Origin of the sequence: Azospirillum oryzae (genome assembly GCF_008364795.1) — a bacterium.
Lineage (GTDB): Bacteria > Pseudomonadota > Alphaproteobacteria > Azospirillales > Azospirillaceae > Azospirillum > Azospirillum oryzae.
The window spans coordinates 98,915-121,055 of sequence record NZ_VTTM01000008.1; the positions used below are offsets into that span (position 1 = coordinate 98,915).

Here is a 22,141-nt window from a genome sequence, read left to right on the forward strand (position 1 = left end):
GCAATCCTGGGGGTTATGCCATACCCGGTTCGGTGAAAGAAGCGGCTGGAACGGATGCGGGCTCCGACGCCCGTTTCCGGAAAACGACGCCTTCGCGCAGAGGAAGCGGCCGCAGCAGCGTCTCGTCCCGCCCGTAGACCGGGGTATCGGGATGCTGGTCACCTTCCAGCAGCAGCTCGAAGCCGGCGGCGGCGGCCGTGTCGGCGAAGCGGAAATTGGCATGGCGCAGCACCAGAAGGCCGCCGGGCTTCAGGCAAGCGGCCAGCCCCGCCACCGACTCCTCGAAGGCGGCAAAACGGATCAGGTGGCCGCAACGCGGCGGAAAGCTCCCCAGTTCGCCATGACGGTAGACGGCCATGGCGAAGACCGCGTCATAGCTTTCCGCCGGTTCTCCCCCGGCATCGGACGCCAGGGCGAAGGACAGCCGGTCGTCGGGTCCGTCATCGGAACCATTGGCGGAGCGGCGGTGGGCGATGCGGCACCGGGCGATGTTGCGGGGATTGATGTCCAGGCCGCGGATGACAGCGCTTGGAAAGTAGCGGCGCAGGCTGAACACCTCCTCCCCCGTCGAGCAGCCGAAGGACAGCAGGCGGAGGCCGGGACCGTTGCCCAGCCGCAGCAGGACGTAGCGGAACAGGTCCGGATAGCGGTCCAACTCCGTCGTGGCGAAGGGCTGGAAAAGTCCGGGCACCGCGCGCCGCCGCAAGCTCGCATATCGGGCGTCGGTGCCCCGGAGGAACCGGCGGAAAGCGACGAGATGGCCGCCGCCCGGCATCCGCCCCAAAATCCGGCGCATCCGCTTCCACAGGCAACGGCTTCCCGTCATGCAAGGATCCTTTCCGTCCAGGAGCTTTCCGGCAGAGGAGAAGCCACATAACTGTTGCGAGTGTAGCAGTTGCACCGCGATTGTGCGTTTCCGTCGGTGCGGGAAAATGTCCGCAGCAGCCGAGGGAAGCGAGTGGATCGGCATGGCAGGGGCAGCTATGGGAGTTGCGGACACGGAAACGGCTGGCAGGACGGCCGGCCTCGGTTTTTCCGTGGCGGACCTGCCGCCGGCGCAGCGGTATCTGGTCGCCGCCCTGTCCGCCCGTTTCGGCGGCCTGGCGCATCCGCTTCCCGCTGATCCGGACTGGCGGGAAATCGGCTGTCTCGCGCGCTACCATCGCCTGGCCCCGCTGATGGACCGGGCTTTCCTGCCCGGCGCGCCCGACGCCTGGCTGACGGAGATCGCGGAGTGGCGGCGGGCGGAGATCCGGCGCTCGCTGCTGCTGACCGCCAGGATGCTGGAGGTCGCCCGGTGTTTCCGGCAGGCCGGGGTCGATCTTCTGGTCCTGAAGGGACCGGCGCAGGCTGTGCGGCTGTTCGGCGACGCCCATGCCCGGTCATGCCGGGACATCGACCTTCTGGTGCGTCCGGCCCAGGCGGACAAGGCGCTGCGGCTGCTGCGCGGGCTCGGCTACGGCACCCGGCCCGAACTGCTGAGCCGGCATGTCAACGCGATCTTCGCCGCCCATGAGGATGGCGGACCGCCGGTGGAACTGCACACGCAGCTGAGCGAGGGGAACGTCGTCTTCTCCTCCAGGGTGCTGGACCCGTTCCGCGAGAGCGCCGAACTGGACATCGGCGGGCGGACCGTCCGCTCCCTGTCTCCCGGCGCCACCATCGCCTATGCCGCCTATCATGGTGCCCGGCATCACTGGTCGCTGCTGTACTGGTTCGCCGATCTGGTGGCCGCCACCCGGCGCCCCGCCGCCGATTGGGAAGATGCAGCGGCGGTCGCGGCCCGTTGCGGCACCGGACGCCATCTCGCCATGGCCGTGCGGCTGGTCCGGGGGCTGACCGGGCTTTCCCCGCCGGTCCCGCCGCCCTGTCCGTCCGGCGACCTGCCGGTCCTGCGGCGGGCGGAGGCGGTCGTCGGCGCGATCTGGGCGCTGCCGCCGATGGAGGAGAACGAGGCGCTGCGCCGGCTGGGGACCATTGCCGTGCTGCGGTCGGACCTGTCGCTCTATCGCGGCAGGATGGCGGCGGCCCGGTATCTGCTTGCCCTTCTGCGCCCGACGGACAGCGACAATCCCGGCCTCCCGCTGTCCTCCGGCATGCGTTTCCTGCTGCTTCCGCTCCGCATCATCCGCGTTCTGGCGATGGAGCTGTCGCGCGGCCGCCCCTGACCGGATCGCCAGTGACCGGATCGCCCGTAACCGGATCGCCCGCAACCACCGCCCAGAGCGCCGTTCCGACCGAGGGGATGGAAAAGCGGTGCTCCACGAAATCGCGGGCGGCCTGGCCCATGGCGGCGCGCGCTTCGGCCGTCAGCGACCGGGCACGGTCCAGGACGGCGGCGGTGGCGGCCGGGTCGGGGTCGAAGACCAGACCGGTGCCGTCCGCCTCCACCCCGTCCCAGGCCATGCCCCTGGTGACCAGGACGGGGCGGGCCAGGGCCATCGCCTCCACCACCACATTGCCGAAATTCTCCCGCAGCCCGCCGGACCCCAGCCCGGACGGCAGGACGGCGAAGTCGCAGCGGGCAAGCATCGCCGCCACCCCGTCGGCCGGCAGGTAGCCCAGGCATTCCACCGCCCCCCCGGCCCCGGCGGCCAGGGCGGCGACCCGGGCGGCATAGTCGCCGTCGCCCGTTCCGGCGATCAGCAGCCGGTCGTTCGGCCGGCGGGTCGCCAGCCAGATCTCCAGGAAGGGCAGGATGCCCTTTTCCGGCGACAGGCGTCCGACATAGCCGACGACCAGCCCGCCATCCGGCCGGCGCGGGGGCCGGGGCAGCCAGATCCTGCTGTCGACCGCGTTGGGGACGATGGCGACGGGAACCGCCGGAAGCAGGGCGCGCACGCCCTCGGCCTCGATCGCGCTGGTGGCGTGGACGGCGCGGGCGCGGCGCAGGGTCGGCAGGGTGATCAGCCGGTAGAACAGCCATTTCAGCGGCTTGCGGGCGCGTATGTAGGCGACGTGCCCCGCCATCAGGCTGCCATGGACCCCGACGGTGAAGGGCCGCCGCAGCAGCCGGCAGACGATCCCGGCGATGCTGGTCGGCCAGGTGGCGACGCCGCTGACATAGACCAGATCCGCCCGGCGGCAGGCCGTCCAGATCGCCGGCAGCGCCCCCAGCCCGAAGCCCCAGCGTGGCCAGCCGCGTGCCCGGTACAGGATCGGCGACACCCGGCCGGGCAGCCCCAGCTCATCCGGGCGCAGCGGCGCGCCCTCCGATGCGTCGCTGGCGCACAGGATCACCTCGTGCCCGGCCTCGCCCCAGGCCTGGGCGACCCGCGCCGTGCATTCGGCGATGCCGCCATAGCCGCGCGCCGGGGCGATGTGGGTGACGACGATCGCGACCGTGGGAGAGGTTCGGGAAGGAAGATGGGGACCGGACATGCCGTTTCCTCAGGGCAGCGGGGGAAGGCCGAGGGCCTGACGGATGCCGCGCAGGTCCGCCTCGAAATCCCAGCCGGACACGATCTCCAGGCTTCGCCGCCCCATCGACGCGGCAAGGTCCGGGTCGGCGCACAGGGCGCCCAGGGCCTTGGCCATCGCCCCGATGTCGCCGACCGGCACGACGAATCCATTCTCGCCGTGGCGGACGAGGTCGGGGCCGCATCCGACCTGATCGCTGACGATGATCGCCTTGCCGAGATTCATGGCTTCGTTGACCACCAGCCCCCAGGGTTCGCAGGAGGACGGCAGCACGAACACGTCGCACATGGCATAGCAGGCGATCAGATCCTTCTGTCCCTGGAAGCCCAGGAAATGGACGGTGTCCATCCCCTCCGCCATGGCGCGCAGGTCCGGCATCAGTTCCCCGTCGCCGGCGAAGACGAGGTGGGGCGGCGGCCCGCTGGCAGGTACCGGGGTCAGCCGCTGGAAGGCGGCCAGGAGATGGTCGGCATGCTTGCGGCGCTGCAGCTTCGACGCATAGAGGATGACCGGGGCGCCGTCCGGAATGCCCATCGCGCGCCGAAGCCGCAGCCCCTCGTCCGGTGCGGCGTTGCGGAAGAAGGCGTTGTCCACGGCGTAGGGGCAGGCGAACAGCTTCTCCTCGGCGACGCCCTGCTGCCGGTAATAGGCGGCGTTCAGGCTGCCGATCGTCAGCCAGCCGTCGGCCAGCCGGTCGATGGCGGCGAAGAAGACGCGCTTCAGCGCCCGGCGCACCGGCCCGCGGCGGCGGCTGATCGGCGTGGCCTCGTCCCGGAACAGGACGCGGATGCCGAGCCGGCGGGCGGTCAGGGCGGCCAGCCAATGGACCGGCCGGCTGTAGCCGTGGATCGCCAGGCAGTCGAACCGCCCCTCCTTCAGCCGCCGCGCCAGCCCGCGGCTGAAGGGGCGCAGGAGGTCGAGTTGCCCGGTGCCCCCCCAGGCCTCCAGGAAGTCCGACCGGTAGCCGTCCAGCAGGGGCACGTCCCAGGCGATCCGGCGCCCGAACCCGGGATCGGCGAACTCGCGCACCGTCAGGTCGCTGGCATAGAACACCGTCAGGCCGATGTCCGGATCGGCGGCGATCCGGCGGAACAGCGGCGCCGCGTACTGGACGGGGTGGGTGGTGAGGAAGGCAAGCCGGACCGGATCAGTCATATCGCCTCATGGTGGCTCGTCATCCCGTGCGGGTGGCTGCCCGTGGTTGGTGGGGAAACGGGCGACACCATGCCCAACCGCGGGCGCCGATACAATTCCCCGTCACATCCGAATCACGAAGGCATCGCCCTCATGCCTCTCCGCGCCGGTGCCGGCACGTCAGGCGAGATGCGACAGGACGTCCCACACCCGCCAGACGAAGGCATCCCGGCCGAAGCTCGGCGCCAGCAGGTCGGGAACGCAGGGGCGCGGCGTGGCCAGGGCGCGTTGCAGCGCGCCGGCCAGATCGTCGGGATCGCCAGGGTCGGCCAGTTCGCCGATGGCGCCATCCAGCACCGCCTCGCGCGATCCGTCCACCCGCGAGGCGACCACCGGAACCCCGCAGCCCATCGCTTCGAGCAACACGATGCCGAACCCCTCCTGCCGCCCGCACAGGGCGAAGGCGTCGGCGAGGCGGTAGTGGTCGGCCTTCTCCTCCTCGGGCACGAAGCCGGTGAAGACCACGCGCTCCGTCAGGCCGAGCCGGCGGACCTCCGCCTCCAGAGACGGGCGGTCGGTGCCGTCGCCGCACAGGAGGTAGCGCAGCCCCGGTTCCCGTTCGGCCAGCCGGGGCAGCACCGCCAGAAGCTCGTAGAAGCCCTTGTCGCGGTCCATCGCGTCGAGGCGGGCCAGCCCCATCAGCACGCGCGCGCCGGCCACGCCGTAGCGCTCCTCCAGCGCCGCCGGGCGCGGCCCCGGCGTGAAGACGGACAGATCGACCGTGTTGGGCAGCACCGTGCCGCGTCCGGCCGCGATGTCTGACCAGTTCCGGAAGCGGTCGAGCGTGTAGCGGCTGACCGCGATCGTCATGTCGACGGAGGAGAGGCCGGGAACCTTCACCGGCGTCCAGGCGTCGACCCCGTGGATGACCAGCGCCAGCCGGGCCGGCCGGCCGCGACGGGCCAGCTTGCCGGCCATCCGGCGGGCCAGCACGGCGACCGGCATCAGGTTGATGTGGCCGCAGATCACGACGTCGAAGCCGCCGGCCGCCTCGCGGAGAGCGGCGCCCGCGAACCCGAGTTTCCCCGGCGGTGCCGCGCGCTGGACCGTGCGGGGGGGAAGCGGTCCCGGCGGGTGCGGCGCTCGGCGCGGCAGGATGACCAGTTCCCGGACGTCGGGCGAAGCGGACAGGGCGGCCGCCAGATCACGGTTGAAGCGTGATATGCCGCCATGTCCGCCGAACGCATCACTGACGAGAAACAGCAGTCGCATGCGTCGGCGAGGCTCCGGGAGTCTGTCCATATGCGGCGGTCCCGTTTGCCGCGCAGAGGCGTCACGGGCCGGCCGAAAGGCTTACACCATGTCGGCACGCACCGGTAGCGGTAATGCCCGGGGCCGCACGTGCCGTGCGCCGCGGCGGCCCGGCCGCTTGCGTGAGGACGGCTGCACAAACGGCACCGCTTGCGCTATAACCGGGAACAACAACCCTCGGAACAGAGATGAGCCCTCCGATGCGTGCCCAGTCCCGCTTCCCCCGTATCGCCGCCGTCGCGGTGCTCGCGCTGTCCACCACGCTGGCCGGCTGCCAGACCGGGTCGATGGGCAACAAGGAGGGGTTCGGCACCGTCGGCGGCGCCATCGCCGGCGGCCTGATCGGCTCGCGCTTCGGCGGCGGCTCGGGCAAGCTGGTGGCGGTCGGCATCGGCACGCTGCTGGGCGCCTTCGCCGGGCGGGAACTCGGCGCTTCGCTCGACCGTGCCGACCAGGCCTACGCCGACCGTGCCGCGACCCAGGCCTACAGCGCCCCCATCGGCCAGCGGATCACCTGGAACAACCCGCAGTCCGGCAACCAGGGCGTCATCGTGCCGGTCAAGGACGGCTATGACGGCTCCGGCGCCTATTGCCGCGAGTTCCAGCAGACCATCGTTGTCGGCGGCCGCACCGAACAGGCCTTCGGCACCGCCTGCCGCCAGCCCGACGGGTCGTGGAAGATCGTGGGGTAAAGAGTGATCGGCCTGGAGTCTGCCAAATGCCTATTGAAGTATCTGGCAGAATCCAGGTTTTCGATTTTCAGTGCACTTCACGCTTCAGCCGATTCTGTCTGAAGCGGTCTCATTCCCAGTGAAATCGTTTGGGCTGGCTGGGTTGGGCGCGGGGTTGCGGAAAATCTGATCCTGCCGGGCATGCAGGATCACCACGCCGATATCCCATGGAACGATGCGTGGTTCACTCAGCAGTTCTTGCAGCGTGAACAGCCGCATGGCAGCCCCTTCGTGGAGCACCATCCGGGCGATGTCTTCCGCTGTGATCCGGGCCTCGAAAAAGACCTTTCGGCTCGCCCCTACGTCCAACTGCGGCATGATGAAGCCGGTTTCGGTGAACCAGTCCAGCTTGCCGGGCTGGAACTCCAACTCTTCCATCAGCTCGCGCAACGCGGCTTGGCGTGGCGTCTCACTATCCTCGACCCTGCCGCCGAACAATGCCCAATGGCTGGGCACTCGAAGCCAGGGAAGATCATCCCGAAGCTGCATCAGATAACGCCTGTCGGCCGTAACCAACAACACCGCGACATCCCGCAGCAGCCAGCCCGGTCCCCCAGGCAGGAGGCCGCCATCGCCATCGGCCTCGTCGGACTGACCGCTTATGGCAGGTTCGTCCTCCATCGAGTGCAGCCGATCAGATAAAGCTGAGATGCTGAGGCGGGGAACCGATTGGCTTTTCCAGCGTGATGTGACCCTTCAGATGTGCGTCAAGAACCTCATTCACCTTGTGCTGGAGGCACAGCGTGCCGCACATGGTTTGGGCATTGAAGTCTGGGCTGGCGAGATAATTCATCACATCCCAGTAATGGTCACTCGCCCAAATGTCCTTGAAACGGGTTTCACAAATATTACCGATGTGGAATTTCTTATATCGTTCGTTGAACAGCATGCCGCAGGGAGCGACCAATCCGGAACCGGAGAGCTGAATCATGAATGGCGGGCCATAGCAGCGTTGATAGCTGCGGCGGTGTCCGTCCTGTATCTTCGACCACTTGACGACGACCTTGTAATCCTCGTCCGACATCTCCTCGGCCTGATGAAGCAAATCGTAGATTGCCTCATACCCTCCATAGTCGACTCCCAATGAGCCATCCTCGTCATCCGAACAATGCTTGATCACTAGGTAATCGGGCCGCAGTTCCTTGCCCAGCCGCGCCAGCGGCAGGATCTGATCGGCATATTGGGGCATCAGGACCATTTGAAGGCCGATGGTCACCGACAATCCCAAGCGCTTCTTGATCTCCACCATATCCCGGATGTTCTCGCACACCCGGTCGAACCAATGCTCCTTGACCCCCATGATCTCGGCGTAACGCTGGCGTTCTCCGGCCGAGATGTTGACGCGGAGATAGGTCATGTGCGGAAGAATTTCCTCCAGCTTCCGCCGGTTCAGCACGAAGCCGTTGGTTCCGCAGGCCATGGACAGGCCAAGTTCGCTGCCACGCACAATGGTGTCGACGAACACCGGCGAGATGGTGCTTTCGCCGTCCGAAACGAGGCTGATGCCCTTGACGCCGATCTCCGCACAATCTTCCAGGAAATCGTACATGACCTTCTGGTTGATGACGCCTCGATCGTTCTCCTGCAGCATCGCATAACAGAAATGGCAGCCGTAATTGCAGGCTCGCGTCAATGCCATATCGATCGTGATGGGAGCGATGCGTTCGCCACGCTCCCAAGCCCGCACTCGATCCTCATGCCAAGCGATCTTCGTCCCATCCAAGATGAGCTGCGTGTGATCAGACATGATGCTGCTCATGGTCGAGACTCCTCACATCACGGATCAGAGGCGCCGGATGGCGTTCTGGTCCTTGAGCTGTTCATGGTAGAGTTGCAGGCTCTGATCGACGCCACGCTTTAACGCCCGCTCAAGCGCCCGCATCGCGGGCGGCTTTTCCTTGGGAGCGACGCCATTGCCGAAGGTCACCAGGATGCGCACCGGCTGACCGTGCAGGTCGTCGTCGATGCGCAGCAATCGGATGTCCCCTTCGGTCAATCCGGCTTCTGTCAGGAACGCCGCGATCGCAGCCGAGATCCGGCTCATCCGCTCGGCAGCATCCAGTCCCAGCCATGATGCCGACGGCAGTTGATCGAACTCGTTGTAGCGGGGCGGCAGATTCATACGCGCCCAGTAGTCGTCGCGGATCGCATGGGCCATTCGCACCACCGGCACGAAGGCGGGGTCGGCGTTGACGGGATGCAGTACGCCGGCGACCGGGCGCGTCAACTCGACGGCATGGAGAGACGCCATCGCTCGGATGGCTCCATGATCGGCGGCATCGTCGACGGGCGTGTCGAGAATGGCAGAACATAGAGCATCCAGGATCGCCCGCTCCACGGGGGTACGCGCGCCCACATGGCAGGCGGCCCGAACGATGTGGCCGGCGTCCGGTTCGACCAGCACGCACAGTTGCGCGGGGCCTTCTTCGACGGCGACACGAACGAGGCCGTCATGCGGCTCCAGCCTGAGTCCCTCATGCTTGAGGTCGGCGAGCCTGCGCAACAGCCCGTCACGCAAGCCATGGTGCACATCGCGCAGAGCCGACACCATGCCCAGGCCGCGCACGTTGACCACCACGCCGTCGCCGGCCGGGGTGATGGACGCGCTGCCCAGTTGCGACAGAAGAGCCAGAAGCTCACCATCGCGGGCGGCGGGCAAGGTGCTGCGGCGCACCGCCACGGCGATGTCGGGCGTGGACAGGGCCTCGGCCGACTCCGCCATATTGAGGATCCCTTTGACCGGATCCTCGTCCGGCACCCAGATTTCCAGGTAATCGAATCCGACCCTATGCCCACGCAAGGCATTCAACAGGCCGTTTTCGAACTCGGCGACGAGCGTCTCGTATTGGATCGGACTGGTATCCATGATGTCACGTCCGGTCGTAAAAGGCATTAACCGTCGCGGCAACGCGGCGCACGTCCGCCTCCGACAGATACTGATTGACCGGCAGGGTCAGAATGCGTTTCGCCTGCGTCTCGGTAACCGGGAAGTCGCCGGGCTTGTAACCCAGGCTGCTGGCAGCGGGCTGCAGATGGATTGGGATCGGATAATGCACGGCAGTGCCGATTCCATGCTCGCCAAGCCAGCTCTGTAGCGCATCCCGTTGGTCGACCTGCACCACGAAGGTATGGAAGGTGTTGAATTCGTGCTCCAGGCAGGGGGGCATGAAGACGTGTTCGGGGGCGAGCAGGCTCTGGTAAAGCGCTGCGTTGCGTCGGCGGCGCTCGGTGACCTGAGGCAACCGCTTCAGCCGCATCAGCAGGATCGACGCCTGCAGGGTGTCCAGGCGCGACACGATGCCGAACTCCGTCACCGTGTTCCGATCAGCCAGCCCGTGGTTGCGGAGCAGGCGGATGCGCCGAGCGATGTCGGAACGGCGTGTCACGAGGAAACCGGCGTCGCCACAGGCGTTCAGGTTCTTCAGCGGATGTGCCGAGAAGCAGCCGATGTCGCCGATGGTGCCCGCCAGCCGGCCACGGTGAAGCGAACCGATGGCTTGGGCCGCGTCTTCGATGACCTGCAGGCCATGCCTTTCGGCCAGTGCCAGGATCGCATCCATATCCGCGATGCGGCCGGTCAGGTGGACCGGCATGATCGCCTTGGTGCGCGGGGTGATGGCGCGGGCAACCGCGTCGGGGTCGATGTTCTGGTCGGGCAGGACATCGACCAGAACCGGCCGGGCACCGACATGCACGATGCTGGAGGTGGAGGCGACGAAGGAATTGGCCGGGGTGATGACCTCGTCGCCATGCCCGATGCCGAGCACACGCATGGCCAGCACCAGCGCGTCGGTGCCCGAATTCAGGCAGACCGCCTCCTCCACCGAGTGCATTTCGGCCAAAGCGCGCTCAAGCGCGTGCACGGCGCCGCCGCCGATGTAGTCGCCGCGCCGCAGGGCGTCGGTTACGACCGCCAGCAGTTCGTCTCTTTCCTCTTCGAACTGAGCGGAGAGATTGACATAGGGAATGGGGGCCGGATTCACCGGCCGGTCAGCGTCCGGCATAATAGCTCCGCACCGCATCAATCACATAGTCCTGCTCTTCCCGCGTGATGTGTTGATCGGTCGGGAACGTGATGATCGTTTCCGTGTGCCGATCGGTGACCGGAAAATCACCGGGCTTGTAGCCCAGGAATTTCAGGCCGTCCTGCAGGTAAAGAGGGATCGGGTAATGGATCTTGGCTTCGACTCCCTTGTCGATCAGATGGCGCAACAGGCCGTCGCGGTCTTCGGCAAAAACGATGTAGAGATGATAGACCAGACGCATGCCGGAAACCCGCGGCGGAATGCGGATTTGCGGGATGGTCGAAAGCTGCGCATCGTAATATTCTGCGTTGGCGATGCGGCGGTCGGAAATCGACTTGGCTTCCCCGATCAGCCAGTTGCCGACGACGGCCTGCAGCGAATCCAGCCTGGAATTGTATCCGAGAATTTCAATCTCATCGCGGTTTCGCATGCCATGATTACGAAGCAGGCGCAGATTGCGGGCCATGTCGTCGTCGTCGGTGACGACCACGCCTGCATCCCCCCAGACGTTGAGATTCTTCAGCGGGTGCAGGGAGAAGGCGCCGGCATTGCCCCAGGTTCCGGAATTCCTGCCGCCGATATTGGCCAGGATGCCCTGGCAGGCGTCCTCGACCACCGGCAGGCCATATCGCTCCGCGATCGGCATGAGCTTGGTCATGTCGGTCATATAGCCTGTGAAGTGCACAGGCACGATCGCCTTGGTACGCGGCGTGATCGCCGCCTCCAACTGGTCGACGTTCATGCAGAACGTGTCGTCGCAATCCACGAACACCGGCCGCGCGCCGATTTCGTTGATGGCGCCCACCGTGGCGATGAAGGTGTTCGCCGTGGTGATGACCTCGTCGCCATGCCCGATGCCCAGCGCCTTCAGCGGCAGCTTGATGGCGTCTGTTCCGGACCCCACGCCAACGGCGTGCCGGCTTCCGATCAGCTCGGCGAAGCGGCTTTCGAACCGGGTCAGGGGCTCACCCAGCGTGAAGTCGCCTGTGGCGACGAAACGCTTGATCTCCGCCAGGAGGTCATCGATTTCGGCGAATTGCTGGGGCAAGTAGGAGTAGCGAACCTTCATCAATGAATTCCCACCTTAAAAAGGTCCGCGGAAGGTCGGATGCGGGACATCCACCGGCAGTTTGGCGAGTTCCGCGGCCAACGCCGCACGCGGAGCGGCGATGCGCGCAGGCTCGATCCCGGTCAGCGCCGCGGCGGCGTCGATGATGCTGAGCGCGGTCGGGTAGAAGTCGGTCAGCAAGGCGCGGGAGCTGGGGGTCGGATGCTCCGGCAGGCCAAGCCGTACAGGCGGCGTGACCAGGGAGCCGAACGCCTGCTCCACGACGGTGGCGACCACCTCGGCACCGATGCCGAACTGGCGGAAGCCGGTGTCGATGAACAGCAGCCGCCCGGTACGTCGCACGGAGTCGACGATCGGTTCCGGTGCGAATGGCCGGAGCACCGCCATGTCGATGACATCGGCACTGATGCCCGCCTTCTCCAGCGTCTCGGCGGCGCGCAGGGCCTCCAGCAGCATGTAGGAGGTCGCGACGATGGTCACGTCGCCACCCTCGCGCACGCGGCGGGGACCGTCGAGCGGAACCGTGTAGCGGCCCGCGGGAACATGGCCGGTCGCGTAATGGACCCAGCGATGCTCGATCATGATGACCGGGTTCGGATCTTCCAGCGCGGCGATCAATTGGCCCTTGGCCTCGCGCGCCGTCGTCGGCATGACCACCTTCAGGCCGGGGATCATGGCGAACAGAGGCTCAAGGCTCTGCGAATGCGCCGGTCCCTGGCCCCAGCCGCGCCCCACGATCATCCGCACGACCAGCGGTACCGTGTGATGGCCCCCGGTGACGTAGCAGGTCTTGGCGGCGTTGTTGAAAAGCTGTTCCAGCGACAACAGCGCGAAGTCGACCCGCTGATGCACGATCAGCGGCCGGCGGCCCATGATCGCCGCACCGATGGCGACACCGGTGAAGCCGTTCTCGGCGATGGGCATTTCCATGACCCGGGCGGCTCCGTACCGCTCGGCCAGCCCGGCCGTCGTGCCGAAGATCGCCTTGGGATCGCTCACCCCCTCGCCCATCACGAAGATCCGGGGATCATGCTCCATGGCGACGTCCGTCGCCTCGCGGAGCGCCTCGGCGACATTGAGGATTCGCGCCTCAGCCATAGACATGGCTCCTCGCGGTCTCGGGGGAAGGGAAGGGGGCCGTCTTGGCGAAGGCGAACGCCTCGTTGATCTCTGCCTGGATGGCCGCGGTCATGGCGGCTTCCGCCGCCTCGTCGTGCCGGCCTGCCGCGACGAGACGGCGGTGCGCCTGCTCGACGGGGCAGCGCTCCTTCCAGTCCAGGAACTCCGCCTCCGTGCGGTAACCAATGTCGTTGTCGTAGTTCGGACCGCAATGCTCGCGCCAGCGATAGGTGTCGAACACCAGCAGGGTGGGGCCGTCTCCGGCGCGCGCGCGGGCGATCGCGCGCCGGGCGGCTTCGCGCACCGCCTCCACGTCATTGCCGTCCGCCGCTTCGGCCGGCATGCCATAGCCGCGGGCCAGGTCGACGAAGGGGCGTCGGGGCTGGCGGTCCTTCAGGCCGGTGTAGCACGAGTACAGGTTGTTCTCGAGGATGAACAGAACCGGCAGCCGCATCAGCGCGGCGAAGTTCATGCTCTCGTGGAAAACCCCCTCTTCGATCGACCCGTCGCCCATGAAGGTGGCGGCGACCGCATCACGGCCCTCCTGACGGATGGCCAGCGCTGCCCCGACCGCGATCGGAATGGAGCTTGCGACGATCGGCAGGCTGAGCAGGACGCCGGCGGTGGAATCGGTCAAATGCATGGAGCCGCCGCGGCCGCCGCAGCACCCTGCCGCCTTGCCATAGATTTCGGCCAACATCGCCTTGAGATCGCCGTTCTTGGCAAGGTAATGGGCATGGCAGCGATGGGTGCTGACCAACTGGTCGTCGGGGCGCATTCCGGCGCAGACGCCGACGGCGACGGCTTCCTGCCCGATCGACAAATGGACGGGGCAGCGCATCTCCTGCTCGGCGTAGCGTACGGCCACCGCTTCCTCGATCATGCGGATGCGCCGCATGGCGCGGTACAAATCCGGAAGATCGGCACCAGCACGGGATGTGGTCATCGGTATGGCCCCCACCTTCCGGTCATTTCAGATCGATCGTTTGCATTGTTCTGATATTGTGATAGCGGGGATCTTCCATGGCGTTGGGCAGCTTGCCCTCCCGGAAGGCCGTCACCAGATCGCGCACGGCGTCGGCGATGGTGCGCTTGGGCGCGAACCCCAGCTCCTCCCGGATCTTTTCCGACGACACATGGTAGGAGCGCGGATCGTTGGTCGGCAGGAAGTCCATCTGGACATGGTCGCCGACGATGTCTCGCACCATGGTGGCGAGGTCGACCACCGAATGGTTCTTTTCTCCGGCGTTGAAGATCTTGCCGTCGATCTGTTCATCTGGCAGTTGCAGCGATAGCAGATAGAGGTCGCAGATGTCGTCGATGTGAATGTTCGGGCGCAGTTGGGTACCGCCCATGACCTTGATCCGGCTGGTGTTGACGGCGTGGTTGGTCAGGATGTTGACGATGACGTCCAGCCGCTGGCGCGGGGAATAGCCGCAGACGGTCGCCGGGCGGATGGTCAGGGTGACGAAGCCCGGTTCGCGTTCCTGCGCCAGCACGTCCTCGCACATGGCCTTGAACTTCGAATAGTCGGTCAGCGGCTCCAGCGGCAGATCCTCGGTGACCTCCACCCCTTCCTTGATGCCGTAGACCGAGGAGGAAGAGGCGTAGATGAACCGCTTGACGCCCGCCGCCTTGGAAAGCCGCACCAGGGGGCGGAAGGCGTCGAAATTGATCGACTTGCCCAGGCCGGGGTCGAGTTCGAAGGACGGGTCGTTGGAAATGCACGCCAGATGGATCACCGCGTCGCATCCGGCCAGGGCGTCGGCGACGGTGTCGGGGTCACGCAGGTCGCCCTTGATCTCGCGAAGCGCCGGGTTGCCGCGGCTGGACTTCAGGACGTCGTCGCCATACAGGTAGAGATCAAGAACCGTCACCGCGTGTCCGGCTTCCAGCAGCTTCGGAACGAGGACGGCGCCGACATACCCCGCCCCGCCGGTCACGAGCACGCGCCAAGTCTTCTGGGTCATACCAAGCTCTCCGCTTTCAAATCGCCGCTCCTGACCGATCCGTCCGTCGCCCGCCATCCCATCGCCAGATCGAGGATCGCGTGGCACAGGCTGAGATGCAGGATTTCGACGAAGCCGTAGGCATCCGAAGCGACATAGAAATTGACGTCGCCCATGCTGCGCAGGGGGTTGTCGGCCTTGAAGCCGCTGAACGTCGCCACCGCGCAGCCGATCCCGCGCGCGGCCGATACCGCCTTATGGATGTTGGGAGAGTTGCCGGAACTGGAAATCGCGATCAGCAGATCCCCCGATCGGCCATGCATCTCCACCTGCCGGGCGAAGACGTTCTCGTATCCCAGATCGTTGCCGAGGCAAGTCAGCGCCGCCCCGTCGTTGAAGGCCAGGGATCGCAGATCGCCGTTCTTGGAATAATCGATGGCGCAATGGCTGGCGATGCCGGCGCTGCCGCCGTTCCCCACGAACATCAGCTTGTGCCCGCTGTCGTGGGCCGCGCGCGCCTTGCGCTGCACCCAGGCGAAGGCATCGGCCAGCCCCAGGGGACGCGCGGCTTCGTCGGTCGCTTCGGCTTGCCCGCCCAACCGGGCCAGGGTGCTAAAATAGGCTGAAATGTCCCGTTCCATGCATGTACCGCCTATTTCAACAGCGTCTGAAGATATTTGAGCACCGCCGATTTTTCCACCGACTTGCGGTGGCCGACGATGTTCACCTTCAGCGCGCCGGCGACGTTGCCGATGAAACCGGCATGCGCCAGCGACGCTCCGGCGGCCACCAGCGGAGCCGTGATGGCGAAGAAGGCGTCGCCGGCCCCTACGGTGTCCACCACAGTCCTGGTGAAGGCGGGGATGTGGATCAGCGGTTCGCCCGGGCCGCGGGTGACGCAGCCGTGGCGGCCGTTGGTGATGATGGTCCGGTCGCAATCGACGCGGGCGGGAAGGAGTTCCGAGATGATGTGGCTGATGTCGGCGTATTTGTCGGCGACCGCCAGCCGCGCCTCCGGGGCGTCGATGCAGATGTAGTCGGCGCGCGGGTAGCGGGTGATCAGGTTGAAGCCGGTGTTGGCGCTGTTGGACTGGGCATTGACCGCAAGGAAGGGCGAGCACTCCGCAAGGGCCTGGATGACCCGCGGCGTGATCAGCCCATGGCCGAAATCGGTGACGATCACCACGTCGGCCGCCGCCGCGCGCTCGCGCAGGGCGGCGATGAAGCGGGTCTCCTCGTCCGCCCGCAGCGGGGCGTCGTCCATATGGTAGACTTCGAACAGCTTGCGCAGATAGCTCTGGTCGACGAAGCGGCATTTCCGGGTGGTCGGCATGCCGTCCCGCTCGATGGAGCACAGCGAGACGTTGGGCTTCAGGCTTTCGGTCACCAGATCGCGATGTCCGTCCACGCTTCCCAGCGCGGTCAGGACTTCGACCTCCCGGCAGAAGCTGGCCGCGTGATTGGCGGCGGCGACGACGCCGCCGGCGAACAGTTCGCGGTTCTGGAACAGGGTCGCGATCATGTTTTCCTTGGGCGAGCGGCCCATCGGAATGACGTACTGGTATTCGTCGACGATGGTGTCGCCGACCATCAGGACCTTGAAGTCGCGGACACGCTCCAGCAGTTCGGACATCGCCGTGAGCCCGTCGGACTCCCGCAGACGGTTCAGGAACTCGCGCAACGGCGGGTCGTAGATGTCCAGGTGGCGGTTGATCAGGGACGACGAGCTGAAGGTGACCTCGTCCGTGAAGACGGTCCGTCCGCCATAGCTTCTGACGACCGCCTGTTCGTCATTGATCTTTCCGGTGACGTCGTCCTCGGCGTTGGCGTAATCGCTCCCCTTGACGTAGACGTCGGGCCGAATGATCCGGAGAACGCCCTCCGACGTCGGCTCCTCGCTGATGCCGACATAGTCCACCGATTCCAGCGAAGCCAGCATTTCGGCACGGATGCCGTGGCCGAACACCGGCCGGCCGGGACCCTTGTTCACGAAGCCGTCGGCGGTGACCGTCACGATCAGGACGTCGCCCTCGCTCCGCGCCGCTTGCAGATGCCGGACGTGGCCGAAATGCATCAGGTCGAACGTGCCATGGGCGAGCACGACGGTCTTGCCTTGCGCCCGCGCCGCCTTGGCGATGTCGCCCAGTGCACCGATGTTGCGGATTTTCGAGGTCGGATCGTTTCCCATGCTGTCTTCTCAGTCCTTCAGATACCGGAACCAAGCCTGGGTGGCATCGGCGATGCCCGCCTTGTCCCACACCGGCGCCTCGCGCCAATCCTCGATGTGATCGAGCATAACCCGCACGCCCTGCTCGAAGGAGACGCGCGGCGCCCAACCGAGAGCCTCCCTGATGCGCGAGGTGTCTGCGAAGGTGCAGTCCGGCTCTCCCGGGCGCTTGGGCACATGGGTGACCGGTCCGCCCAGCAACTCCACAAGGCGGTTGATGGGGTAGGTGCCGCCGGACCCGACATTGAACACCTCGCCGTCCGCCTGCGAATCAGCCGCGGCCACGAAGGCTTCGACCACATCGCCGACGAAGGTGAAATCGCGGGTCTGGCTGCCGTCGCCGACCACCGTGAACGGCTTGCCGGCCAGCTTCTGCGCCAGGAACACCCCGAAGACGGCGCCGTAGGTACCGCTGGTCCGGGCCCGCGGTCCATAAACGTTGAACAGGCGCAGGGACACCACGGGAAGCCCGTACACCTTGCCCCAATGCAGCACGCTGGATTCGCCGATCCATTTGGTCAGCGCATAGGGATAAGCCGGCGCGATCGCCGCCGTCTCGGGCGTGGGGAACTGGGTGGCCAGTCCGTAGCAGGACGATGACGCGGCATAGACCAGACGCTTGACGCCAGCCCGCCGGGCCGCCTCCAGCACGCTGACCGTGCCGTTCACATTGCTGTGGTGATAGTGCAGCGGGCGTTCGATGGATGGGACGATGTCGGCCAGGGCCGCCAGGTGGAAAACCCAGTCGGCACCGGCGAAAAGCGGGGATATCGCGTCGATGTCGGCTACGTCGACCTCATGGAACGTGAACCGCCCGCTTCGCTCCGCCGCCTCCAGATTGGCTCTGCGGCCGTTGGACAGGTTGTCCAGGCCGACGACCGTGCAGCCCCCGGCGATCAGCCGGTCGGTCAGGTGGCTGCCGATGAAACCGGCAGCCCCCGTCACGACCGCAAGCTTGCCGTCAAACGCCAAATCCGTCACGCGATCCCCTCCCACCCCGCAGCCCTGTCAATTCCGCTTTGCGATCCCGTTCGTGCGCGGTCCCAGTCCTCCAGGATTTCGCGCTCGCTTTGCGGATCAAGCCGGTCGCTTCCGTCTAAGGACATTTTCCGCGAAAGCCAAGCCGCCATGTCGCGGGCCGTGTCACCGACCGGCCGGAAAACCAGACCGGCTTCGACCGCCTTCCGGTTGGAGGCGGCGTAAAGCCAGCGGAACTTCTCCGGCAGGCACGACCAGTCGGCCAGATCAAGCCACCGGCGGCCTTTCGGATGGCCTTGCAGATAATCCGTGCCGACCCAGTCGAGGCGGGCATCGCCGGCCAGCGCGCCCGCCATCTCCGTCAAGAGGGATCCTGCGGTGGATTCTCCGGCGGGACCGACGGCGTTGAAGGTTCCGGCCCGTCCGGTTTCCAGCATCAGGCCGATCCAGTCGGCCAAATCCCGCACGTCCAGCACCTGCCATGCCGCCTCCGGCCGTCCCGGCACCAGAACCCGTCCGCCGGCGGCAAGGCGCCGGGTCCAATAGGCGAAGCGGACACTCTGGTCGTGGGGGCCGACCAGATATCCGGGCCTGACCACCAAAGCCCGGTCGCCGAAGACGTCGCGCACCGTCCGCTCGGTCCCGGCCTTGAGCGGTCCGTAGGTGACGGCATCGAGGCGGGGTTCATCGGCCGGTTCCGGTTCCGACGGATCGTCTTCGGCGATACCGCAAACCGGGAATGCGCTGTACTGGTTGATGGTGGAAATCAGGACATAGCATCCCACGCTGTCGCGCAGCGCGGCGGCACTGGCCGCCGTCTGGCGCGGATAGTAAGCGCAGGTATCGATCACGGCGTCCCAGCGCCGGCCGGACAACAGATCCAGATTTCTTTCACGATGGCCCCGCAGATGCTCGATCTCAGGAAAGGAATCGGGAGCACTCTGACCACGGTTGAAATGGGTAACGGTATGCCCGCGCTGGACCATGGCATCGGTCAGGTGGCGTCCCAGAAAGACAGTCCCGCCGATGATCAATATGTTCATTGCCCAGCACCTTTTATGGACGGGAACCGGCCTCCTCGACCGCTGATTGATTCGGCACCCACCATCATCGCTGTCTTATTATTCCGCAAAGGCTTATAATATTGGCTGAGATGCTTGCAAATCGAAAGAGACGGAGCGAAATCATCGGGTCAATGATCACTTTTCCGCTTGAAATTTATTGACAATAGCGTCGGCAAGACTAGCGCGGAATGAGTAAACAAAAACTTAATTGTAGCGGTGGCTGGACAGTGGGCAGGGTGACGTAACCGCAGGCCGGCCGAGGGCTGCGGTTACGCGACGCTCCAGGGGTGCTTCCTGTTGCGCGGCGTGGGGGGACAGGCTTTACTGTCGGCCACGTCATGCAAGATCGGCTGTTCCAGGTACGGCCCCGTTCATCGACCGGAGATCAACGCCGATGGCACCATTGTCCAATGCCATTCCCAGTGCCACCCTTGCATCGCTTTTTCCGGGGATCGAACGCAACCTTCCGATCGAAATCAGCAGCCAGCTGTTCTCTTTCGGGGCTCCGGAAATGCCTTTGTTCCTGCCTTACGAACAGGCCGTCTTGGCGGGAATCGTCCGTTTCACCGCTCCCCGCCGCCTGCTGGAGTTCGGTACGGCTCAGGGGCAGACCACCTTCGCCCTGGCGGCGAACAGCCCTGCGGACGCCGAAGTCCACACCGTCGACATCATGCAGTGGACGGACTACACCCGGAAATGCCTGCGCGGCGACGAGACGATCGGCGCCTTCTACCGCTCCTCTCCCCACGCGGGCAAGGTTCGGCAGATCTTCCGCCGGGTTCCGGATGAGGTTCCGGATGAAATCGCGGCCCTGCGCGGCCGTTACGATTACATCCACGTCGATGGCGATCACAGCTATGGCGGCGTCAGGACGGACACGGTGACCGCCCTGGACCTAGCGGCCCCCGACGCGATCTTCACCTGGCACGACTTCTACACGTTCCCGGACTATGTGGCGGAACCGCCGGAACGGCGCGGCGTCTATCCTTATCTGAACGAACTGGCGCGGTCCGGCGGCATCACGTTGCGCCACATCGTCGGTACGTATCTGGTCGTGGGCTGCCGCACATGGCCGCAGGACATGCCCGGCGTCCTGGTTCAGCCGGGGGAACCGGAAGCGCCGTTCGGCCGCCGGAATCTGCGTCTGGCCGACACCGGATGGAAGCAAGGTGCCTCCTGATGCGCGATGCGACGCGGGGTTGAGTCGTCGTCCCGCCGAGGCTCCGCAGACGCGAGGCGTCAGCGAAATTAGTTCCGGGACGCTTCTTTCCGCTTTAGTATCGCAGTCGTCCTGCCTCCAAGCGACAAGACGTCGCCGCAAAAAAGCGTGGCCATTGATGAATGTGCTCGGCCTATCCTTCGATTACCATGACGCTGCGGCAGCGATTCTGGTGAATGGGGCAATCGTCGCCGCAGCGCAGGAGGAACGGTTCAGCCGCCGCAAGCATGACAAGGCCCTGCCGGAACAGGCGATCGACTATTGTCTGAAACAGGCCGGATTGCGTGCCGTCGATCTCGACAAGGTTGTCTATTATGAGCAGCCGCTGTTGAAGTTCGACCGGATCCTGCGTTCATCCCTGCGCCGGGGAAAGGCTGGCTTCGCATACCTGAAGGACACCGCCGCGGCGTGGCTGCGGGAGGACAAGTTCGAACCGCGCCTGCGGATCGCCGAATGCCTGAACCTGCCTCTGGAGCGGGTCGTCTGCGTTCGCCACCATGAGTCGCATGCGGCGTCGGCCTTCTACTGTTCGCCCTTCGACGAGGCGACGGTCATCACGCTCGACGGGGTGGGGGAGTATGAAACCGCGACGATCGGCGTCGGACGCGGCTCGGAACTCCGGACGCTGTCGACGATCCGGATGCCGCATTCCCTCGGCCTGTTCTACAGCGCCTTCACCGCCTATCTCGGCTTCGAAGTGAACGAGGGGGAATACAAGGTGATGGGCATGGCCGGCTTCGGCCAGCCCGATCGTCATGACGAGCTGCTGCGTCTGTTTTCGCTGCAGGACGACGGAACCTTCCGGCTCGACCAGCGCTTCTTCGAATTCACCGCACCGAACGACCTTCCATACACTCCGGCGCTTCCCGCATGGCTCGGTCCGGCCCGTCCCCCGGAGAGCCCGTTCGCGACGACGGAGGGCGAGGGGCTGGACGCCGCCGCCCTGGCGGATTGCCGCCGCTATGCCAACCTGGCCGCCAGCGTGCAGAAATGCACCGAAACGGTCATCCTGCACATGGTGAGCCGTGCAGTCGAACGGACCGGCATCCGCAACGTCTGCATGGCCGGCGGCGTGGCGCTCAACTCCCTCGCCAACGGCCGGATCATCCGCGAACTGGGCCTGCCGCTCTACGTGCAGCCGGCGGCGGGCGATGCGGGAGGCGCGGTCGGAGCCGCGCTGTCCTATTACCACTCCGCTTCCGGCGGGAAGGGACGGCGGCCGCTGACCTCCGCCTTCCTCGGCCCGGCCTACACGCCGGATGAGATCGCGGCGGCGATTCGCGACAGCGGCTTCGAACAGGTCGAATGCTTCGACGACGACGATGCCCTGATCGACCGCACCGCCCAACTCCTGGCCGACGGCTTGGTGCTGGGCTGGTTCCAGGGGCGCTCGGAATGGGGGCCGCGGGCATTGGGGTGCCGCAGCATTCTGGCCGACCCCACCCGTCCGGACATGCAGCGCGCCGTCAACGAGCGGATCAAGTTTCGCGAGCCTTTCCGGCCTTTCGCACCGGCGACGCCGGTGGACGAGGCCGTACGATTCTTCGATATGCCGCCTGTCGGCGGCGCGGCGGCGCCGGAATATTTCATGCTTGCCGTTCATCCGGTTCGCGAAGAGCAGCGCACGGCGATTCCGGCGGTATCGCACGCCGACGGCACCGCCCGGGTGCAGGTCGTCAGCGCGCAGAGCAACCCGCTTTTCTTCGCTTTGCTGCAAGCATTCGGGCAGCGGACGGGAGTGCCGGTCCTGCTCAACACGTCGTTCAATCTGCGCGGCGAACCGGTGGTCGAGACCCCTACGGATGCCTTGAAGACTTTCGCCTTCAGCGGGATCGACGCGCTCGTGATGGGGCGCAGCATCGTCCATAAAAGCTTCACCCTCTGATCACCCAGGA

General features: G+C 66.0%; 20 protein-coding genes. 4 read left to right on the forward strand and 16 right to left on the reverse strand.

Features of this window, described 5'->3' with window-relative positions; translation table 11 throughout:
* Positions 1 to 13: 13 nt before the first annotated feature.
* Entirely contained in the window at positions 14 to 826 is an 813-nt protein-coding gene (locus FZ938_RS20755) for a class I SAM-dependent methyltransferase (RefSeq protein WP_174756960.1), read from the reverse strand.
* A gap of 211 nt (positions 827 to 1,037) precedes the next feature.
* On the opposite strand from FZ938_RS20755, the gene FZ938_RS20760 reads away from it, so the two are divergent.
* Positions 1,038 to 2,168: a nucleotidyltransferase domain-containing protein gene (locus FZ938_RS20760; protein WP_174756962.1), complete on the forward strand. Its 1,131-nt coding sequence runs from the start codon at positions 1,038 to 1,040 to the stop codon at positions 2,166 to 2,168.
* On the opposite strand, the gene FZ938_RS20765 is transcribed toward FZ938_RS20760, so the two are convergent.
* The 3 genes from FZ938_RS20765 to FZ938_RS20775 all read right to left on the reverse strand — a co-directional run bounded on the left by FZ938_RS20765 (position 2,125) and on the right by FZ938_RS20775 (position 5,826).
* Positions 2,125 to 3,381, reverse strand: a complete 1,257-nt coding sequence (locus FZ938_RS20765; RefSeq protein ID WP_149200350.1) for a glycosyltransferase — start codon at positions 3,379 to 3,381, stop codon at positions 2,125 to 2,127. The two genes, FZ938_RS20760 and FZ938_RS20765, sit on opposite strands and share 44 nt — an antisense overlap.
* Before the next feature lie 9 nt (positions 3,382 to 3,390).
* On the reverse strand, positions 3,391 to 4,575 hold the full coding sequence (locus tag FZ938_RS20770; protein WP_149200351.1) for a glycosyltransferase family 4 protein: 1,185 nt from the start codon (positions 4,573 to 4,575) through the stop codon (positions 3,391 to 3,393).
* Between the two features lie 159 nt (positions 4,576 to 4,734).
* A complete protein-coding gene (locus tag FZ938_RS20775) occupies positions 4,735 to 5,826 on the reverse strand; it encodes a glycosyltransferase family 4 protein (protein ID WP_174756964.1) in 1,092 nt (363 codons plus the stop codon).
* 239 nt (positions 5,827 to 6,065) lie between these two features.
* Here FZ938_RS20775 and FZ938_RS20780 point away from each other — a divergent pair, with 239 nt between their 5' ends.
* A complete protein-coding gene (locus tag FZ938_RS20780; protein ID WP_149200353.1) occupies positions 6,066 to 6,557 on the forward strand; it encodes an RT0821/Lpp0805 family surface protein in 492 nt (163 codons plus the stop codon).
* Between the two features lie 84 nt (positions 6,558 to 6,641).
* On the opposite strand, the gene FZ938_RS20785 is transcribed toward FZ938_RS20780, so the two are convergent.
* Genes FZ938_RS20785 through FZ938_RS20840 form a run of 12 tightly spaced genes read right to left on the reverse strand, consistent with a single transcriptional unit; the run spans position 6,642 to position 18,997 of the window.
* Complete coding sequence (locus FZ938_RS20785; protein ID WP_149200354.1) at positions 6,642 to 7,217, reverse strand: NUDIX domain-containing protein; 576 nt, start codon at positions 7,215 to 7,217, stop codon at positions 6,642 to 6,644.
* A gap of 13 nt (positions 7,218 to 7,230) precedes the next feature.
* Positions 7,231 to 8,355 (reverse strand): radical SAM/SPASM domain-containing protein, encoded by a 1,125-nt coding sequence (locus FZ938_RS20790; RefSeq protein ID WP_211101130.1) that lies wholly within the window; start codon positions 8,353 to 8,355, stop codon positions 7,231 to 7,233.
* 24 nt (positions 8,356 to 8,379) lie between these two features.
* Positions 8,380 to 9,462 (reverse strand): hypothetical protein, encoded by a 1,083-nt coding sequence (locus FZ938_RS20795; protein WP_149200355.1) that lies wholly within the window; start codon positions 9,460 to 9,462, stop codon positions 8,380 to 8,382.
* 4 nt (positions 9,463 to 9,466) lie between these two features.
* Entirely contained in the window at positions 9,467 to 10,600 is a 1,134-nt protein-coding gene (locus FZ938_RS20800) for a DegT/DnrJ/EryC1/StrS family aminotransferase (protein WP_149200356.1), read from the reverse strand.
* The gene (locus FZ938_RS20805; RefSeq protein WP_149200357.1) at positions 10,587 to 11,690 is read right to left on the reverse strand and encodes a DegT/DnrJ/EryC1/StrS family aminotransferase; all 1,104 of its coding nucleotides are present in this window, start codon (positions 11,688 to 11,690) and stop codon (positions 10,587 to 10,589) included. Before FZ938_RS20805 ends, FZ938_RS20800 begins: the two co-directional genes overlap by 14 nt.
* Before the next feature lie 15 nt (positions 11,691 to 11,705).
* The gene (locus tag FZ938_RS20810; protein ID WP_149200358.1) at positions 11,706 to 12,788 is read right to left on the reverse strand and encodes an alpha-ketoacid dehydrogenase subunit beta; all 1,083 of its coding nucleotides are present in this window, start codon (positions 12,786 to 12,788) and stop codon (positions 11,706 to 11,708) included.
* Positions 12,781 to 13,755, reverse strand: coding sequence for a thiamine pyrophosphate-dependent dehydrogenase E1 component subunit alpha (locus FZ938_RS20815; RefSeq protein ID WP_149200359.1), 975 nt, complete (start codon positions 13,753 to 13,755; stop codon positions 12,781 to 12,783). The genes FZ938_RS20810 and FZ938_RS20815 overlap by 8 nt, the downstream gene beginning before the upstream one ends.
* Positions 13,756 to 13,777: 22 nt before the next feature.
* Positions 13,778 to 14,779, reverse strand: a complete 1,002-nt coding sequence (locus tag FZ938_RS20820) for an NAD-dependent epimerase/dehydratase family protein (RefSeq protein ID WP_149200360.1) — start codon at positions 14,777 to 14,779, stop codon at positions 13,778 to 13,780.
* Positions 14,776 to 15,399, reverse strand: coding sequence for an SIS domain-containing protein (locus FZ938_RS20825; protein ID WP_149200361.1), 624 nt, complete (start codon positions 15,397 to 15,399; stop codon positions 14,776 to 14,778). Before FZ938_RS20825 ends, FZ938_RS20820 begins: the two co-directional genes overlap by 4 nt.
* A gap of 11 nt (positions 15,400 to 15,410) precedes the next feature.
* Positions 15,411 to 16,946 (reverse strand): PfkB family carbohydrate kinase, encoded by a 1,536-nt coding sequence (locus tag FZ938_RS20830; protein WP_149200362.1) that lies wholly within the window; start codon positions 16,944 to 16,946, stop codon positions 15,411 to 15,413.
* Between the two features lie 9 nt (positions 16,947 to 16,955).
* A complete protein-coding gene (locus FZ938_RS20835; RefSeq protein WP_246457167.1) occupies positions 16,956 to 17,966 on the reverse strand; it encodes an SDR family oxidoreductase in 1,011 nt (336 codons plus the stop codon).
* The gene (locus FZ938_RS20840; protein ID WP_174756966.1) at positions 17,963 to 18,997 is read right to left on the reverse strand and encodes an NAD-dependent epimerase/dehydratase family protein; all 1,035 of its coding nucleotides are present in this window, start codon (positions 18,995 to 18,997) and stop codon (positions 17,963 to 17,965) included. The genes FZ938_RS20835 and FZ938_RS20840 overlap by 4 nt, the downstream gene beginning before the upstream one ends.
* A gap of 541 nt (positions 18,998 to 19,538) precedes the next feature.
* Between FZ938_RS20840 and FZ938_RS20845 the strand changes: the two genes are divergently transcribed.
* Together FZ938_RS20845 and FZ938_RS20850 are read left to right on the forward strand one after the other, a co-directional pair.
* A complete protein-coding gene (locus tag FZ938_RS20845; RefSeq protein ID WP_174756968.1) occupies positions 19,539 to 20,207 on the forward strand; it encodes a class I SAM-dependent methyltransferase in 669 nt (222 codons plus the stop codon).
* Positions 20,197 to 22,131, forward strand: a complete 1,935-nt coding sequence (locus FZ938_RS20850) for a carbamoyltransferase family protein (RefSeq protein ID WP_149200365.1) — start codon at positions 20,197 to 20,199, stop codon at positions 22,129 to 22,131. The genes FZ938_RS20845 and FZ938_RS20850 overlap by 11 nt, the downstream gene beginning before the upstream one ends.
* Positions 22,132 to 22,141 lie beyond the last annotated feature (10 nt).

Bases quoted from the DNA above. Each gene is read 5' to 3' on its own strand.
- FZ938_RS20755 (WP_174756960.1), bottom strand. From the start codon at position 826: ATGACGGGAAGCCGTTGCCTGTGGAAGCGGATGCGCCGGATTTTGGGG.
- FZ938_RS20765 (WP_149200350.1), bottom strand. From the start codon at position 3,381: ATGTCCGGTCCCCATCTTCCTTCCCGAACCTCTCCCACGGTCGCGATC.
- FZ938_RS20770 (WP_149200351.1), bottom strand. From the start codon at position 4,575: ATGACTGATCCGGTCCGGCTTGCCTTCCTCACCACCCACCCCGTCCAG.
- FZ938_RS20775 (WP_174756964.1), bottom strand. From the start codon at position 5,826: ATGCGACTGCTGTTTCTCGTCAGTGATGCGTTCGGCGGACATGGCGGC.
- FZ938_RS20780 (WP_149200353.1), top strand. From the start codon at position 6,066: ATGCGTGCCCAGTCCCGCTTCCCCCGTATCGCCGCCGTCGCGGTGCTC.
- FZ938_RS20785 (WP_149200354.1), bottom strand. From the start codon at position 7,217: ATGGAGGACGAACCTGCCATAAGCGGTCAGTCCGACGAGGCCGATGGC.
- FZ938_RS20790 (WP_211101130.1), bottom strand. From the start codon at position 8,355: ATGAGCAGCATCATGTCTGATCACACGCAGCTCATCTTGGATGGGACG.
- FZ938_RS20795 (WP_149200355.1), bottom strand. From the start codon at position 9,462: ATGGATACCAGTCCGATCCAATACGAGACGCTCGTCGCCGAGTTCGAA.
- FZ938_RS20800 (WP_149200356.1), bottom strand. From the start codon at position 10,600: ATGCCGGACGCTGACCGGCCGGTGAATCCGGCCCCCATTCCCTATGTC.
- FZ938_RS20805 (WP_149200357.1), bottom strand. From the start codon at position 11,690: ATGAAGGTTCGCTACTCCTACTTGCCCCAGCAATTCGCCGAAATCGAT.
- FZ938_RS20810 (WP_149200358.1), bottom strand. From the start codon at position 12,788: ATGGCTGAGGCGCGAATCCTCAATGTCGCCGAGGCGCTCCGCGAGGCG.
- FZ938_RS20815 (WP_149200359.1), bottom strand. From the start codon at position 13,755: ATGACCACATCCCGTGCTGGTGCCGATCTTCCGGATTTGTACCGCGCC.
- FZ938_RS20820 (WP_149200360.1), bottom strand. From the start codon at position 14,779: ATGACCCAGAAGACTTGGCGCGTGCTCGTGACCGGCGGGGCGGGGTAT.
- FZ938_RS20825 (WP_149200361.1), bottom strand. From the start codon at position 15,399: ATGGAACGGGACATTTCAGCCTATTTTAGCACCCTGGCCCGGTTGGGC.
- FZ938_RS20830 (WP_149200362.1), bottom strand. From the start codon at position 16,946: ATGGGAAACGATCCGACCTCGAAAATCCGCAACATCGGTGCACTGGGC.
- FZ938_RS20845 (WP_174756968.1), top strand. From the start codon at position 19,539: ATGCCTTTGTTCCTGCCTTACGAACAGGCCGTCTTGGCGGGAATCGTC.